The 13767-nt window shown below is 52.8% G+C and carries 13 protein-coding genes; 7 read left to right on the plus strand and 6 right to left on the minus strand.

Annotated elements, in window-relative coordinates:
* The first annotated feature begins 27 nt into the window (after positions 1-27).
* On the plus strand, positions 28-1950 hold the full coding sequence (locus ADICEAN_RS06675) for an ABC-F family ATP-binding cassette domain-containing protein (protein WP_040396417.1): 1923 nt from the start codon (positions 28-30) through the stop codon (positions 1948-1950).
* A 127-nt stretch (positions 1951-2077) separates the two neighbouring features.
* Entirely contained in the window at positions 2078-3403 is a 1326-nt protein-coding gene (locus tag ADICEAN_RS06680; RefSeq protein ID WP_009194804.1) for a type IX secretion system plug protein, read from the plus strand.
* Here the strand turns inward: ADICEAN_RS06680 and ADICEAN_RS06685 are convergent.
* The 4 genes from ADICEAN_RS06685 to ADICEAN_RS06700 form a co-directional block, all read right to left on the minus strand.
* Positions 3400-4254: a CRISPR-associated endoribonuclease Cas6 gene (locus ADICEAN_RS06685; protein ID WP_009194805.1), complete on the minus strand. Its 855-nt coding sequence runs from the start codon at positions 4252-4254 to the stop codon at positions 3400-3402. The genes ADICEAN_RS06680 and ADICEAN_RS06685 overlap by 4 nt on opposite strands.
* A 146-nt stretch (positions 4255-4400) precedes the next feature.
* Positions 4401-5495, minus strand: a complete 1095-nt coding sequence (gene ychF / locus ADICEAN_RS06690) for a redox-regulated ATPase YchF (protein ID WP_009194806.1) — start codon at positions 5493-5495, stop codon at positions 4401-4403.
* Positions 5496-5589: 94 nt separating this feature from the next.
* Positions 5590-6747, minus strand: a complete 1158-nt coding sequence (locus ADICEAN_RS06695; RefSeq protein ID WP_009194807.1) for an AI-2E family transporter — start codon at positions 6745-6747, stop codon at positions 5590-5592.
* A gap of 167 nt (positions 6748-6914) precedes the next feature.
* A complete protein-coding gene (locus tag ADICEAN_RS06700; RefSeq protein WP_009194808.1) occupies positions 6915-7256 on the minus strand; it encodes a DUF3276 family protein in 342 nt (113 codons plus the stop codon).
* A 105-nt stretch (positions 7257-7361) separates the two neighbouring features.
* On the opposite strand from ADICEAN_RS06700, the gene ADICEAN_RS06705 reads away from it, so the two are divergent.
* From ADICEAN_RS06705 to ADICEAN_RS21000, 4 genes are all read left to right on the plus strand, one after another.
* A complete protein-coding gene (locus ADICEAN_RS06705; RefSeq protein WP_009194809.1) occupies positions 7362-7841 on the plus strand; it encodes a septal ring lytic transglycosylase RlpA family protein in 480 nt (159 codons plus the stop codon).
* 18 nt (positions 7842-7859) lie between these two features.
* The gene (locus ADICEAN_RS06710) at positions 7860-8765 is read left to right on the plus strand and encodes a DUF58 domain-containing protein (RefSeq protein WP_009194810.1); all 906 of its coding nucleotides are present in this window, start codon (positions 7860-7862) and stop codon (positions 8763-8765) included.
* A 146-nt stretch (positions 8766-8911) separates the two neighbouring features.
* A complete protein-coding gene (locus ADICEAN_RS20995; RefSeq protein ID WP_083879688.1) occupies positions 8912-9796 on the plus strand; it encodes a LytR/AlgR family response regulator transcription factor in 885 nt (294 codons plus the stop codon).
* A 174-nt stretch (positions 9797-9970) separates the two neighbouring features.
* Complete coding sequence (locus ADICEAN_RS21000) at positions 9971-10567, plus strand: CPBP family intramembrane glutamic endopeptidase (RefSeq protein WP_051068806.1); 597 nt, start codon at positions 9971-9973, stop codon at positions 10565-10567.
* Between the two features lie 23 nt (positions 10568-10590).
* On the opposite strand, the gene ADICEAN_RS06725 is transcribed toward ADICEAN_RS21000, so the two are convergent.
* Both ADICEAN_RS06725 and ADICEAN_RS06730 read right to left on the minus strand, forming a co-directional pair.
* Positions 10591-10938: a peptide-methionine (R)-S-oxide reductase gene (locus tag ADICEAN_RS06725; protein ID WP_009194813.1), complete on the minus strand. Its 348-nt coding sequence runs from the start codon at positions 10936-10938 to the stop codon at positions 10591-10593.
* A gap of 2 nt (positions 10939-10940) precedes the next feature.
* Positions 10941-11342 (minus strand): methionine-R-sulfoxide reductase, encoded by a 402-nt coding sequence (locus ADICEAN_RS06730; RefSeq protein ID WP_009194814.1) that lies wholly within the window; start codon positions 11340-11342, stop codon positions 10941-10943.
* A 425-nt stretch (positions 11343-11767) separates the two neighbouring features.
* Between ADICEAN_RS06730 and ADICEAN_RS06735 the strand changes: the two genes are divergently transcribed.
* Positions 11768-13543, plus strand: a complete 1776-nt coding sequence (locus tag ADICEAN_RS06735; protein ID WP_009194815.1) for an ABC transporter ATP-binding protein — start codon at positions 11768-11770, stop codon at positions 13541-13543.
* The last annotated feature ends 224 nt before the right edge of the window (positions 13544-13767 follow it).

A 13767-nucleotide genomic window follows, 5' to 3' on the forward strand; every position in this document is an offset into this window, starting at 1 on the left:
ATCCAGAATTTTCGTACCTTTGCGCCCATGATTTCGATCTCCAATCTTTCGTACTATATCGGCGATCGCCCCCTCTACGAGGACGCCAACCTGCACATCACCCCCAAAGCAAAAATAGGACTGGTAGGCCTCAACGGCACCGGCAAGTCTACCCTGCTGCGCCTCATCGATGGCGAGTATACCCCAGATGAGGGGATCATCTCCAAAAGCAACGATACCACCATTGGCTTTCTGAACCAGGACCTGCTCTCCTACCAGACCAACGACAGCATCCTGACGGTGGCCATGGAAGCCTTTGGCAATGCGGTGGAGTTGCAGCGGCAGATCGAAAAAACCATTCATCAGCTGGAAGTGGAGTACAGCGACAAGCTGGTGGAAAAGCTTACCCGCCAGCAGGAAGAGTTCGAGCGCCTGGGCGGCTACAGCATGCAATCGCAGGCCGAAGCCGTCTTGGAAGGCATTGGCTTCCGCACCGAAGACCTGCACCGCCCCCTGAAGGAGTTCAGTGGCGGCTGGCGCATGCGCGTTATGCTCACCAAGCTGCTGCTGCAGCGCCCCAGCCTGCTGATGCTGGATGAGCCCACCAACCACCTGGACCTGCCCTCTATCCAGTGGCTGGAAAATTACCTGAAGACCTACCAGGGCGCCTTCATCATCGTATCGCACGACCAGGATTTTCTCAACAATACGGTTGACATGGTAGTAGAGGTAAGCCAGCAGCAGCTCATCACCTATGTGGGCAATTACGACCACTACCTGATTGAGAAGGAGGAGCGCAGCGAGCTGCAGCGCAATGCCTATGAGAACCAGCAGCAGCAGATCAAGCAAACCGAGCGCTTCATCGAACGCTTCCGGTCTAAAGCAACTAAAGCGCGCCAGGTACAAAGCCGGGTAAAGGCCCTGGACCGTATGGACAAGATTGAGGCCGTAGCCGAAGAAAACCGCCGGGTGAATTTTAAATTTACCATGAGCCGGCCATCGGGCAAATCGGTGATCCTGCTGGAAGGGATCAGCAAAGCCTATGGCGACTTGCAGATTCTGAATGGGGCCACTGCCGAGATCAGAAGAGGGGATAAAATTGCCCTGATCGGGGCCAACGGAAAAGGAAAGTCTACCGTGCTGCGCATTATTGCCGGCGAGCAGGTACAGGAAGGCCAGCGCACCGAAGGCCACAACGTAAACATGGCCTTTTATGCCCAGCATCAGCTGGAGAGCCTGGGCGTGGATAATGAGATCCTGGAAGAACTGAAAGGGGCCGGCAGCAAAAAGACCGAAACCGAGCTGCGCAACCTGCTGGGCTGTTTTCTCTTTACCGATGAAGAGGTATTCAAGAAGATAAAAGTACTTTCCGGCGGTGAAAAAAGCCGGGTAGCCCTGGCCAAAACCTTGCTGAGCGAAGCCAACTTTCTGCTGCTGGACGAACCCACCAACCACCTGGACCTGCAGTCGGTCAACATCCTGATCCAGGCCCTGGAGCAGTACGAGGGCAGCTACATTGTGGTATCGCACAACCGCCACTTCATCAACCACATTGCCAACAAGATCTGGTGGATCGAGGATGGAGAGATTCGGGAGTATCCCGGCACCTATAAGGAATTTGTGTGGTGGCAGGCGCAGCAGGAGGAGAAGAAGGCAGCCGCTGAGCCACAAAGCAAACAAGCAGCTCCCAAACAGGAAAAGCCCGCCCCTGCTCCTAAGAAAGCCGCCTCCCCCGAACAGGAAAAGGAGCGCAAACAGCTGCAGCGCCAGCTGGAAGAAAGCGAAAAGCAGGTAACCGCCCTGGAGCAGCAGGAAGCGAAGCTTGAGGCAGAGCTGGCCAAACCGGAGGTATTTGGTAATCCCGAACGTCTGCTGGAGGTAAACAGCCAGTATACCAGCACAAAAGAAAAGCTGGAAGCTGCCCAGCAGCAGTGGGAGGACCTAATGCTGCGGCTGGAAGAACTGGAATAAACCCGGCCCCGAACTGGCATGTTCGGGGCTTTTTTTTAGCCCATCGGGTAATTTTCCTACCAAGGGGCCTTATGAATGTACAGATATCGTATATTCCGTTTTGCTTGTTCAACCCCCTTCTAAACGCATGTTTTTTAAAAGTGTCACTCCCCTGCTGCTGCTTAGCCTTATTTTTTGCTTAAACGCCTGCGGCCCGGTACCTACAGGCAGCAGCTCAGGGGGGAGTAGCAGCGGGCCTATGGTCCGCCTGCAGCCGGTAAACATGCAGTACGACCGCAGCATCCAGTCGGTACAGCTCTATCCGGACGATGGCACTCCGACCAGTCAGATGCTGCCGGCTGTGGTACCCCTGAATGGGCAAAACCCCCTGCTGCTGCAATTCGATGATCTGCGACCCAACCGGCAGGACTATTCCGTTCGCCTTGTGCACTGCGAGTATAACTGGGAGGTTTCCCGCCTCAGTACGCTGGAGTACCTCTACGAGTACAATGAATACCCCATTACCGATTTCTCCTTTTCCTACAATACGCAGCTGCAGTACGTCCACTACCAGTTTGAAGTGCCGCGGGTAAAGCTCAGCGGCAACTACCTGCTGGTGGTGTACCGCAACCGCAACCCCAATGATGTGGTGCTGAGCCGCCGCTTTCAGGTCTTTGAAAACCAGGTACCCATCCAGACCCATCTGGTGGCCGCACCGGGCGGCGAGCGCCTGCGGCGCCAGCAGATTGACCTGAACGTACTGTACCGCAACCTGCCCGGTATTGTAGACCCCACTACTCAAATTAAGGTAGTGATCCGCCAGAACCAGCGCTGGGACAATGCCGTGCTGAACCTGCGCCCCACCGGCGACCGTACCGCCAGCCAGAGTTTGGAGTACCAGCTGTTTGATCTGAGCAATGCCTTTCCGGGAGGCAATGAATACCGCTGGTTCGATCTGCGGACGGTACGGGCCCTGGGCCAGAATGTAGGCCGCATACAGCTGGATACGGTGCGCAAAAGCCTGGATGCCTTTCTGCAGCCCGATAAATCACGGGGCAGGCTGGCCTATGCCCAGCGGCAGGACCTCAACGGCCAGTATGTGGTCTCTAACCTTGATTTTCCGCAAGATCCGACCATCAGCGCCGAGTATGCCGATGTGCACTTCTTTCTAAAAACCGATGGTCCCCTTTCCTGGCCGGTCTATGTAGCGGGCGAATTCAGTAACTACCAGAAGGGCGCCCCCTACCAGATGCAGTACGATGCGGGCCTGGGTGGCTACCGGGCCGATGTGCTGCTAAAGCAGGGCTGGTACAACTACCTCTATCTGGTGGATAACAAAGAAAATGCCCTCACGCTGGAGGGCAGTTTTTCCGAAACGGAGAATTTTTACGAGATCTTTGTCTATTACCGGCCCAATACGCGGCCTACTGATCTGCTGGTAGGCTACAGCCAGCTGCGCACCGGGGGGCGCTAGTCCTGGTCCTGGCTCTGGCTCTGCCGCTGATGCTGCTGCGGTGTGCGGGTAGGCACCCCTTCCAGCTCATAGCGGGCGGCGCGCTGGGTAGGATCACTGTTGGCGATATCCAGCATGCCAAAACCCTTGTGGGTACAGGACCCCAGGCCATTGGAGAAGATAAACTCCTGCACTTCCCGGGCGGCGTAGAGCGTAAAGGGGAAGGTATAGCCGCGCACCTCATACTTCACATCCTGATCGAACAGGGGGTAGATGCGGGCAAATTTTTTCTGACCCTCGCGGATCTTGTTCAGATAGCCCCGGTCGGGCACCACCTGAAATTTATAGAAGCTCGATAGCTGCTCTTGTGTAAAGCTTCCCTCCTGCTCCATGCGGTAGATGGTAGACTCATAGAGCATGTCAGAAAACTGGTCGCTGGTAGGGCTAATAAAGGATTTGGCCGTGGAATCGTTAAATTCCGGCTTCAGCAGTACCAGGGGAGAAATGCAGATAAACTTGGTTGCTTCTGTGATCTCCGGCATTTTCTCCTCTTCCACAAACTCGGGCACCATCACCAGGTTGCCCACTTCTACCTGATCATAGGTAAAGAGCACCTTCAGCAGGTAATCGATAAAATCCTTATCGCTGCTGGACAATACCAGGGTGATCCGGCTCGAATAATAGTGGAGACCATTGCGGCTGATCTTGGTCTGCCCCTTTAAACCAGAGAAATTATAATTAACAAAATCGCGGTATTTGCGATCACCCCCCTGCAGGATGAGCCCTTTGATGAGCTGCGCCAGCAGGTACTGATGGTGAAACGGCACGTAACCGCCCTTGTTCTTTAACAGAAAAATTATGCGTACCCTCAAGGTTGTAAAAATTTAGACCTCGTTGTTCCTAGTTTCTTATTAATGGCAAAAAAATAATGCACTATTACGTTACATAACCTAGTGCCCTGCACAATGTTTCGTGCAATTGTATATGGCTTAAAACTAAACGCTAAAAATGAAAATACCTACACATTGAATCGAAAATGCATGATATCTCCATCCTGCACCACATATTCTTTACCTTCTACCCCTATTTTACCGGCTTCTTTTATGGCCGCCTCGGTTCTGTACTTTTGGTAGTCGGGCAGTTTGATCACCTCGGCGCGGATAAAGCCCCGCTCAAAATCGGTATGGATCACCCCGGCGGCCTGCGGTGCTTTCCAGCCCTTGCGGATGGTCCAGGCCCGCACTTCTTTTTTGCCGGCAGTAAAGTAGGTAATTAGGTTCAGCAGATCGTAGGAGGTGCGGATAAGCGTATGTAAGCCAGGCTCTTTCATGCCATACTCCTCCAGGAACATGCCCCGGTCTTCGGGGTCCATCTCGGCAATTTGCGACTCCAGCGCAGCACATACGCGCACTACCTGGGCGCCTTCTTTGGCCACATTTTCGCGCAGGACCTTCACATACTGGTTGTCCTGGTGCAGGTGGTCTTCATCTACATTGGCCACATAGATCACCGGTTTGATGGTGAGCAGGCTTAGGTCGGACACAGCAGCCAGCTCATCGTCAGAGGCCTCATAGGAACGGGCGTTCATGCCACTTTCCAGCGCTTTCTTGAAGCCTTCCAGGGCAGCCAGCTCTTTTTTGGCGGCAGCATCGCCTACCTTGGCAATCTTCTGCACACGCTGTATCTTTTTTTCTACCGAGTCCAGATCTTTCAATTGTAGCTCGGTGTCAATCACTTCTTTGTCGCTGATGGGGTTAACGCGGCCCTCTACGTGTACCACGTTCTCATTTTCAAAACAGCGCACCACGTGCACAATGGCATCTACCTCACGGATGTTGGCCAGGAATTTATTACCAAGCCCCTCACCCTTACTGGCGCCTTTTACCAGGCCGGCTATGTCCACAAACTCAATAACGGTAGGCAGCACCCGCTCGGGATGCACCAATTCTTCCAGGATCTGGAGCCGCTCATCGGGCACGGTGATCACCCCTACGTTGGGATCGATGGTACAAAATGGAAAGTTTGCCGCCTCTGCCTTGGCATTTGACAGTGCATTAAAAAGGGTTGATTTCCCTACGTTTGGTAAACCTACAATACCTACCTGCAGCCCCATGGCTCTACTGTTTTCTACTTAAATATAACTTCTTTGCGCATCAGCCGGCGCTTGAGCCGCAGCTGTACTTCCTGCTGCCGGCTGAGCCGGACCCCTAGCGGAGCACTTCCTTTTGCTCGTGCGGCTTCCGGAACACCTGGTACTGGCTGTAGCCCATATAGAATTCCAGGAACGAAACCCGGATAATGGTATACACAGGCACGGCCAGAATCATCCCAATGATGCTGCTCCCTACCTGGTTGCCCACCGATGCGCCCGCAAATATAACAAGAAAAATTTCTAAGGGATGCGCCTTTACGCTTTTAGAGAAGATTAAGGGCTGAATGATCACATTGTCGATGAGCTGCACAGTGCCAAAAACCGCCAGGATCTTGGCCACCAGAAACACATACTCATTGATACCGGGCAGGATCTGGGTAGTGCTGATGGCTACCACAATGCCAAACATAGCCCCCAGGATAGGCCCGGCATAAGGGATGAGGTTGGCCACAGCCGCAAACACCCCTATGGTTAGCGCATAGCGGATCCCAAACAGGCTCAGGCCCAGCGAGGCAATGCTAAACACGGCAAACATCTGAAAAAAAAGCGCCAGCAGGTAATTGGATAGCAGCTTTTCAATCTTGTAGACAGCTGCAATAGATACCTCAAAGAACTGGTTAGGAATAAGGGAAATGAGGTTGCGCCGCAAAATCCCCTTTTCCTGCAGCAGAAAATAGGTAATAAATAGCACAGCCATTACCCCAATGAGCAGGCTGCCCGTAAAGCCGATTACGTTATTGAGGATCTCCTGAAAATCTACCTGGGTGAAGAATTTATTGATGTATACCCGCATGGAGTTGACCATAAAGCCAGGCTCCCGCTGGGTAAGTTCATTGCGGCGCAAGAACTCCTCAAAGCGCAGCAGGGGCTCGGTGGCCTGGGTATACAGCTTATCAAAGTCCATATCGCTGAGCACCTCTATCTGGTTGGAGACCAACGGCACAAACTGGCCCACAAAGAGGGTTAGCACCAGCAGCACCAACAGGTAGGAGATAAAAATGGCCAGCCCCCGCGGAATATGAAAGCCCCAGACCTGGGCCCGGCTAATACTGGTCACCAGGGGACGTAGCAGGGTAGCCAATATCAGTGATATCAGCAAATAGACCAGAATGTTAGAAAAAAGCCAGATGGCCAGCCCCAACAGGGCAATGACAATCAGCAGCACCACCACCGAGCTTTTGATCAGCTCCAGCTTGGGGTTAAAATATCGCATACGGGAAATAAACAAGCCGGGACAATAAACGCAAGGGGAAGATCATTATTCTTATGCCGAAGATACAGCATTGGCAGTGCTGTACCTATTGATGACTGGCATACGGGCAAGAAAAAAGCTCTTACGGCAAGGCAAGAGCTTATTCATAGTGTTTTGGTTGGTAGTGGTTATTCCCACTTAAGGTCTGTATCCAGTTCATCTTCCTCACCGGAAGAAGCAGCATCTTTTGAGAACTGTGAGAAATCGTATTCGGGCATCAGTTCAGTCTTCACATAATCAACTGATTCTTTGAGGGCCTCTACAAACTTCTCGAAATCTTCTTTGTAAAGAAAGATCTTGTGCTTTTCGTACGTAAAGCCGTCGTCCTTGAACCTACGCTTACTCTCGGTGATCGTTAAGTAGTAATCGTTTGAACGGGTGGCCTTCACGTCGAAAAAGTAAGTACGCTTACCTGCACGCACACGCTGGCTGTAAATTTCAGCTTTTTCTGATTCCTTTTGCTCTTCCACGGTACTTTTGATTTATGTTCGCAAAACAATGTAGCCTAACCGATCGCTTAAATATAGAGAGAATCTCTACAGCACAAAACAAAACTAAAAAATTTATAAAACAAAATGGATAAATTTCTGTTATATCTTATTTGTGCTTCTTTTGCTTTTGCAGCCTGCGGACAGCAATCACCCCCTTCCGATCAAATTCCGGCGCAGGAAGTAGATTCCGCCACCCTGGCCAGGCAGGCTGCTTTGGCCGCTATCCGGGATACAAGTTATGTAAATTCTGATTATTATACCAGAACTGGCCTGGCCTCCTACTATGCCGATGGCCTGCATGGTAAGCCAACAGCCAGTGGCGAACCCTACGATACAGCCGCATTTACAGCCGCCCACCGCTGGATGCCCTTCGATACGGAAGTAGCAGTGACAAATGTGAAAACAGGAGTAACGGTCATAGTACGTGTTAATGACCGGGGCCCTTTCAATAAGAGCCGCCGCATTGATCTATCAAAAGCCGCCGCTAAAGCGTTAGGTATGCTGGATAAGGGTGTGGCCCAGGTGAAGATCGAAGCCCAGCTTGACCCGAAAGACATTCGCTAACCCCATTACCTAGGCCGCATGAAACTGGACCTGCAAAACATTCGCCAGACCGGCAACCTCGATCTGCTGGCCCGCCAGCTGGTAGAGGGCTTTATTACCGGCCTGCACAAATCACCTTACCATGGCTTTTCGGTAGAGTTTGCCGAGCACCGCCTCTACAATGCCGGCGAAAGCACCCGCCACATCGACTGGAAGGTGTACGCCCGCACCGACCGGCTCTATACCAAGCGCTACGAGGAGGAAACCAACCTGCGCTGCCGGCTGGTGATCGACAATTCATCCTCCATGCACTACCCCACCGAAAGCCGGGGCAAGATCACTTTCTCGCTGCTGGCGGCCGCCTCACTGGCCTATCTGCTGCAGCGCCAGCGCGATGCCGTAGGCCTAACTGTTTTTTCAGATAGCATTGAATACCAGGGCGAGGTAAAAAGCACCCCCACCCACCTGCAGAAAATGCTGGTCCACATGCAGGCCCTGCTGGAGCAGCGGGCCGAAAACCGCACCACCCGCCTGCCGGGCGTGCTGCACCTGATTGCCGAAAGCATTCATAAACGCTCGCTGGTGATCCTTTTCTCCGATATGTTTGCCGAGGCCGATGCCGCCGAGGAACTTTTTGCCGCCCTGCAACACCTGCGCCACAACGGGCATGAGGCCATTGTGTTCCACGTAACAGATGAGGCTACCGAACTGGAGCTGGATTTTGAAGACCGTCCCCATGAATTTATTGACCTGGAGACCGGCGCCCGCCTGAAGCTGAATCCGGCTCAGATCCGGGAGGAGTATTACAAACGCATGCAGGAGTATTACAGTCAGCTAAAACTGCGCTGCCTGCAGCTAAAAATTGACTTTGTAGAGGCCGACATCCGCAACGATCTGGAAAAGGTGCTGATGACCTACCTGGTGAAACGCAGCAAAATGCGTTAGGCCCCTGAGGGGCGTAAGGCAAACGAGTGGTGATTCCGCGGGGGTGCCTCTTTATTTTCGGTAAACAGGCCAGGGCCTTAGCAGAAATAAGCCAAAGGAGTTATCTTAGAGATAAACAGGGGGTCTCAGGAGTAACCAGCTAGGTCGTGGAAACGCTTTACCAATTCTTTTCTAAACGAAAGTATCTGGCTGCATTGGGGGTGGGCGTGCTGCTATGCATCCACCTGATCAAGCCTGCAAACTTTCCTACTGCTCCGGACTATTCCTTTCCCCTAACTGATTTCCTGGTTAGCTTTATTGGCTCTGCCATCCTTTGGGAAATTCAGCTTTTTAATTTTCGGCATATCTACAACAGGTTTTTAAGCCAGCGGGGCTTTTCTCCCAGGCTGGTCTGGAGGGTAGTTGGCACAAACCTGCTTTTTTCGCTGGTATTTTACCTGCTGTATGCACCTTTGGTTACCCGATTTGTCTACCATCAGCCCCTGGTTCTTTTTAGCCTTCTGTCCGGTCTCTTCATCAGCCTGCTTTTTGCACTTTTGCTCAACTTTGCCTACCTGGGCGCTGAGCTTTACCATTCCTGGAAGGCAGGTGTACTGGAGCCCGGAAAAGCAACAGAAGCTCTGCTGGCAGCAGAAAGCCGTCCTTCCCTTTTACGGATCAACTCAGGCAGGCAGCTGTTGCAGGTGTCACCTGATGAGATCGCCTGGTTTCAGTCAGAAAACAAGCTGGTGTTTGCCATGCTGCATACCGGAAAAAAAGTGCTGACCTCCTATACGTTAGCCGAACTTGAAGAACTGCTCAAACCTGATGCCTTTTTTAAGATCAACCGCCAGCTGATAGCCCACCGCAAGGCCGTGTATTCTGTAAAGAAAGATCAAAATTACAAGCTGCTGGTACAGCTGCGCACAGCAGTACATTCCTCAGAAAGTGCATTCCCTGAGCAAAGTATCAGCCGCTACAAGGCCGCCGAATTCAAAGAATGGTTAAGCAGCGAGACTCCCGCACAACCGGCCATTCACCATTCAGCCTGAAATTGCCTACCATTCGGCCTCTGAAACGCCCGTACGCTTGAATAGGCCCTGTTGCAAGCCCACATTTGTGCTCATCACCAAAAAATAATTGTCATGAGCACTGTAAAAAATCATCAACTCGTATCAGGCGGCAAGACATTGCCAGCCAGTATCGCCGGACTGCTTTTCTGCCTTATGCTACCGGCTATCTTTCTGTTCTTTGCCAAACAGCTGTCACCCGGTATGCTTACGGTAGAGCTTTACTTTTGGGGTACCGCCCTGGTTGTGCTGCTATTTGTGAAAAAGGGAGAACAGCTTGGGTTTTCTTCTATTGGGCTGCCCCCTTTTAAATACACCTACCTTGTTTGGGGAGTAGGCCTGGGAACAGTGCTGCTGATCTTGTTTCCCATTCTTAATCTGGGGGTTGTAAAACTGGGGCTGGAAGTATCTTCTGATAAGGCCGCTGTGCTGGCTGAAATGCCTGTTTATATGCTTTTTTTCCTGGCGCTGCGAGCCGGTGTAACGGAAGAGATTCTTTACCGGGCCTATCCAATTGAGCGCCTGCTAACGCTTACAGGCTCCCGGTGGATTGCCGCGCTGCTACCGCTAACCGTATTTATTCTGGCCCATATGGGGTGGGGGCTGGGACATTTAGTGTTCGTTACCATAGCCGGTGCCCTCTTAACGGCTATGTATATGTGGAAGCGGAATCTGTGGATCAACATGATCGGCCATTTTCTGGTAGACTTTATCACCTTTATGCTTATTCCGCTGCTGCTACAGCAACAGTAAGGGCCTAAGAGCCCTTATTGGTGCTAAAGCATGACTATGGCCGCTGCATTGATGCAATAGCGAAGCCTGCTGGGCGTATGCTTGTTAGGAAACAGGTGCCCCAGGTGCTGGCCGCAGCCTCCGCAGAGCAGCTGTATACGCTCCCGACCGTAGGTAGAGAGTTGCCGTTGCACGACTCCCTCTCCCTTGTGCGCCCAAAAGCTGGGAAAGCCCGTGCCGGATTCAAATTTGGTGCTTTCCTCAAAGAGCGCATGTCCACAGCGGCTGCAGCCATAGATTGGTTCTGCAGAAAAGGACGGTTGCACCTGAAGACGAATCCTTGCTTCCCGCCGCTGCTGCTTGCGCTCCATACGGTGCAGAAAACAGCTCATGCTCAGACCTGCTCGTCGGCACCTTCTTCGCCGGGTTTAAAGGTCAACGACAGGGAGTTTACACAGTGCCGCACATTTTTGTCGGTGAGGTACTCCCCCTCAAACACATGGCCCAGGTGCCCGCCACAGTTGGCGCACACAATCTCAATGCGTCGCCCGTCGGCATCCGGCACGCGCTTTACGGCTCCGGCGATCTCATCATCGAAACTGGGCCAGCCGCAATGCGACTCAAATTTGTCTTTGGAGCGGTACAGGGGCGCATCGCAGCGCTTACAGAGGTAGAGGCCCTTTTCTTTATGGTTGTTATATTCACCCGTAAAGGGCCGTTCAGTTCCTTTATGCAAAATAACCCATTCTTCTTCCCGGCTCAGGGGGTTAAATCCGGTTTCGCTATTCTTGATCATGTTGTCCTTTCTTTTTGATGAATGTTAGGGTGGAACAGCACTGCAGCTGCCGCAGTTGCCTTCTATTAACACCATTGTGGGCCAAAAAGTCCCTTTTCTATCTGGTACGAAGCTGGCGCAGAAAGGGATGTGACAGTCCCAGGCAGCCGGGAACATTCTGCAATCTTTTTACCCCTGGCCACACGCCCAAAAGTAGGAAAAATGGGCAATAAGAAGGCAATATAAGCGCAATGGCCAATAGAAACGCTCAAGAATTGGCTTTATCCCAGACACACCCAGACCAATTCCTGCCTGTATAGACTGACAACCAGCCTATTACCCAATCAACCTCCTGCAAGCAGGATGTACTATTTGCCCACTTTTCACTCTGATCAACTCCTGCCAGGCTGTTATATTCGTAGGCATTTTTCTGCGCATCTTCCCCTATGCCCAACCCCTACATTTCGCTGCTCCGGACGGCCTGGCACCATGCCCGCCTGGAGCGGAAACGTTTTGTACTGATCTATACCCTGTTTCTCGGGGCCAGCCTGGTGATTGCCCTGCAACCCCTTCTGTATGGCTGGTTCATCAACACCTTACAGCAGGAGGGCACTGCTGCCTTATCGCACGCCTGGATGTACGGCCTGGCCTACCTGGGCTTTAAATTGCTGGAGTGGGCCTTTCATGGACCGGCCCGCATCATGGAGCGCAGCCTGGCGTTTCGGCTCAGCCGCAATTTTCTGGACGAGCTCTACCTGAAAGTGCTGCATCTGCCGGTAAAATGGCACCAGGATCACCATAGCGGCTCTACCATCAACCGCCTGCGCAAAGCCTACGAAGCGCTGAAGGAATTCTTTCAGCATGGCTTTGTCTACCTGCAGGTGCTGGGCAAGCTTTTATTTTCCGTGGTGGCCATTCTTTACTTCTCCCCCCTCTTTGGCGGGATTGGGGTGCTTATCGGCTGTTTTACCGTCTGGGTGATCTTTCAGTTTGACAAACCCTTTACCCGGGCCCTGCACGAGCAGAATGAGCGGGAGCATGTGGTCTCCTCTACCCTATTTGACAGCCTCTCCAATATTGTTACCGTCATTACCCTGCGGTTGGAAAAACAGATGCACAGCAGCCTGCTGCAAAAAATAGCGCTTGTGTTTCCGGCCTTTAAGCGGCAGATCACCCTTAACGAGCTCAAATGGTTTACAGCACACATGCTGGTGGCCCTTATTTACGTGGTTGTGGTGGTGGGCTATGTGTACCAGCACTGGCAGCCGGGAGAGGCCTTTCTGATTGGGGGACTGGTGACCCTGCTGGCCTATGTCACCCAGTTTACCAGTGTGTTTTACGATGTGGCCTACCAGTACACCCGCATTGTGCACTACAATACCGATGTGCAGGCGGCCAACGCCCTGGCCAATACCTTTGAGCAGCTGCACCAGACCCAAAACGCCCATGGCCTTCCGACAGGCTGGCGGAGTCTGGAGCTGCGCCACATCAACTACTCGCACACCGGGGCGGCTGAAAAGCGCACTGGCCTGCACGAGCTGCAGCTGCGCATTCGCCGGGGGGAACGCATAGCCCTGATCGGTGAAAGCGGCAGCGGCAAAAGTACCCTGCTGGCCCTGCTCAGGGGGCTCTACAGCCCGGAGCCCGGCGTAGTGGCCAAAGCCGATGGCCTGCTGGAATTCGACTTCAGCCAGATTGCCAACACCATCACGCTATTTCCCCAGGAGCCGGAGATCTTTGAAAACACCATCCGCTACAACATAACGCTGGGCCTGCCCTTTAGCGAAGAAGAGCTACAGCAGGTATGCGAAACGGCCCAGTTAACCGATGTCCTGCAGCGCCTGCCGCAGGGGCTAGACACCAGGATTGTGGAGAAAGGGGTGAACCTCTCGGGCGGGCAAAAGCAGCGACTGGCCCTGGCCCGGGGCATCCTGGCCGCCCGCAGCAGCCAGATTGTGCTGATGGATGAGCCCACCAGCAGTGTAGACCCCCGCACCGAGCTACAGCTGTACCAGAAACTGTTTGGGGCCTTTACGGACAAAGCGGTCATCTCCTCCCTGCACCGCATGCACCTGCTGCCCCTCTTCGATTACATTTATGTACTGCAGCAGGGCCAGGTAGTAGAGGAAGGGAGTTTTGAGCAGCTGCGCCTCAACGGCCACGCCTTTCGGGAGCTCTGGCAGCATCAGGCAGAGCAGGAAGGGGTACTGGTTGGGAAATGAGGGGGTTAGAAACTGGAAAGAGTAGCAGGCCAGGCAGGCTCTAGCTGAGGATGGGGGCTGAAAAACGCTTTCAATCTGCATATAACTAAATGAACCTCCCCCTGCGCCCTCCAAAGGGGGACATCGTACCTTGGCGAAAAGTAAAGTGTAACCAGTAAAGACCCTGAATATTCGATACATCGAACTCTATTAGTACTACTTTGACTATAGTGATTAGTTATATT

This window comes from Cesiribacter andamanensis AMV16 (genome assembly GCF_000348925.1).
Classification (GTDB): Bacteria; Bacteroidota; Bacteroidia; order Cytophagales; family Cyclobacteriaceae; genus Cesiribacter; species Cesiribacter andamanensis.

What these genes read in the sequence shown, in the direction of transcription:
- ADICEAN_RS06730 (WP_009194814.1), bottom strand. Translation starts at nt 11,342, where the DNA reads ATGATCAAGAATAGCGAAACCGGATTTAACCCCCTGAGCCGGGAAGAA.
- ADICEAN_RS06710 (WP_009194810.1), top strand. Translation starts at nt 7,860, where the DNA reads ATGAAACTGGACCTGCAAAACATTCGCCAGACCGGCAACCTCGATCTG.
- ADICEAN_RS06705 (WP_009194809.1), top strand. Translation starts at nt 7,362, where the DNA reads ATGGATAAATTTCTGTTATATCTTATTTGTGCTTCTTTTGCTTTTGCA.
- ADICEAN_RS06695 (WP_009194807.1), bottom strand. Translation starts at nt 6,747, where the DNA reads ATGCGATATTTTAACCCCAAGCTGGAGCTGATCAAAAGCTCGGTGGTG.
- ADICEAN_RS06675 (WP_040396417.1), top strand. Translation starts at nt 28, where the DNA reads ATGATTTCGATCTCCAATCTTTCGTACTATATCGGCGATCGCCCCCTC.
- ADICEAN_RS21000 (WP_051068806.1), top strand. Translation starts at nt 9,971, where the DNA reads ATGCTACCGGCTATCTTTCTGTTCTTTGCCAAACAGCTGTCACCCGGT.
- ADICEAN_RS06680 (WP_009194804.1), top strand. Translation starts at nt 2,078, where the DNA reads ATGTTTTTTAAAAGTGTCACTCCCCTGCTGCTGCTTAGCCTTATTTTT.
- ychF (WP_009194806.1), bottom strand. Translation starts at nt 5,495, where the DNA reads ATGGGGCTGCAGGTAGGTATTGTAGGTTTACCAAACGTAGGGAAATCA.
- ADICEAN_RS06735 (WP_009194815.1), top strand. Translation starts at nt 11,768, where the DNA reads ATGCCCAACCCCTACATTTCGCTGCTCCGGACGGCCTGGCACCATGCC.
- ADICEAN_RS06725 (WP_009194813.1), bottom strand. Translation starts at nt 10,938, where the DNA reads ATGAGCTGTTTTCTGCACCGTATGGAGCGCAAGCAGCAGCGGCGGGAA.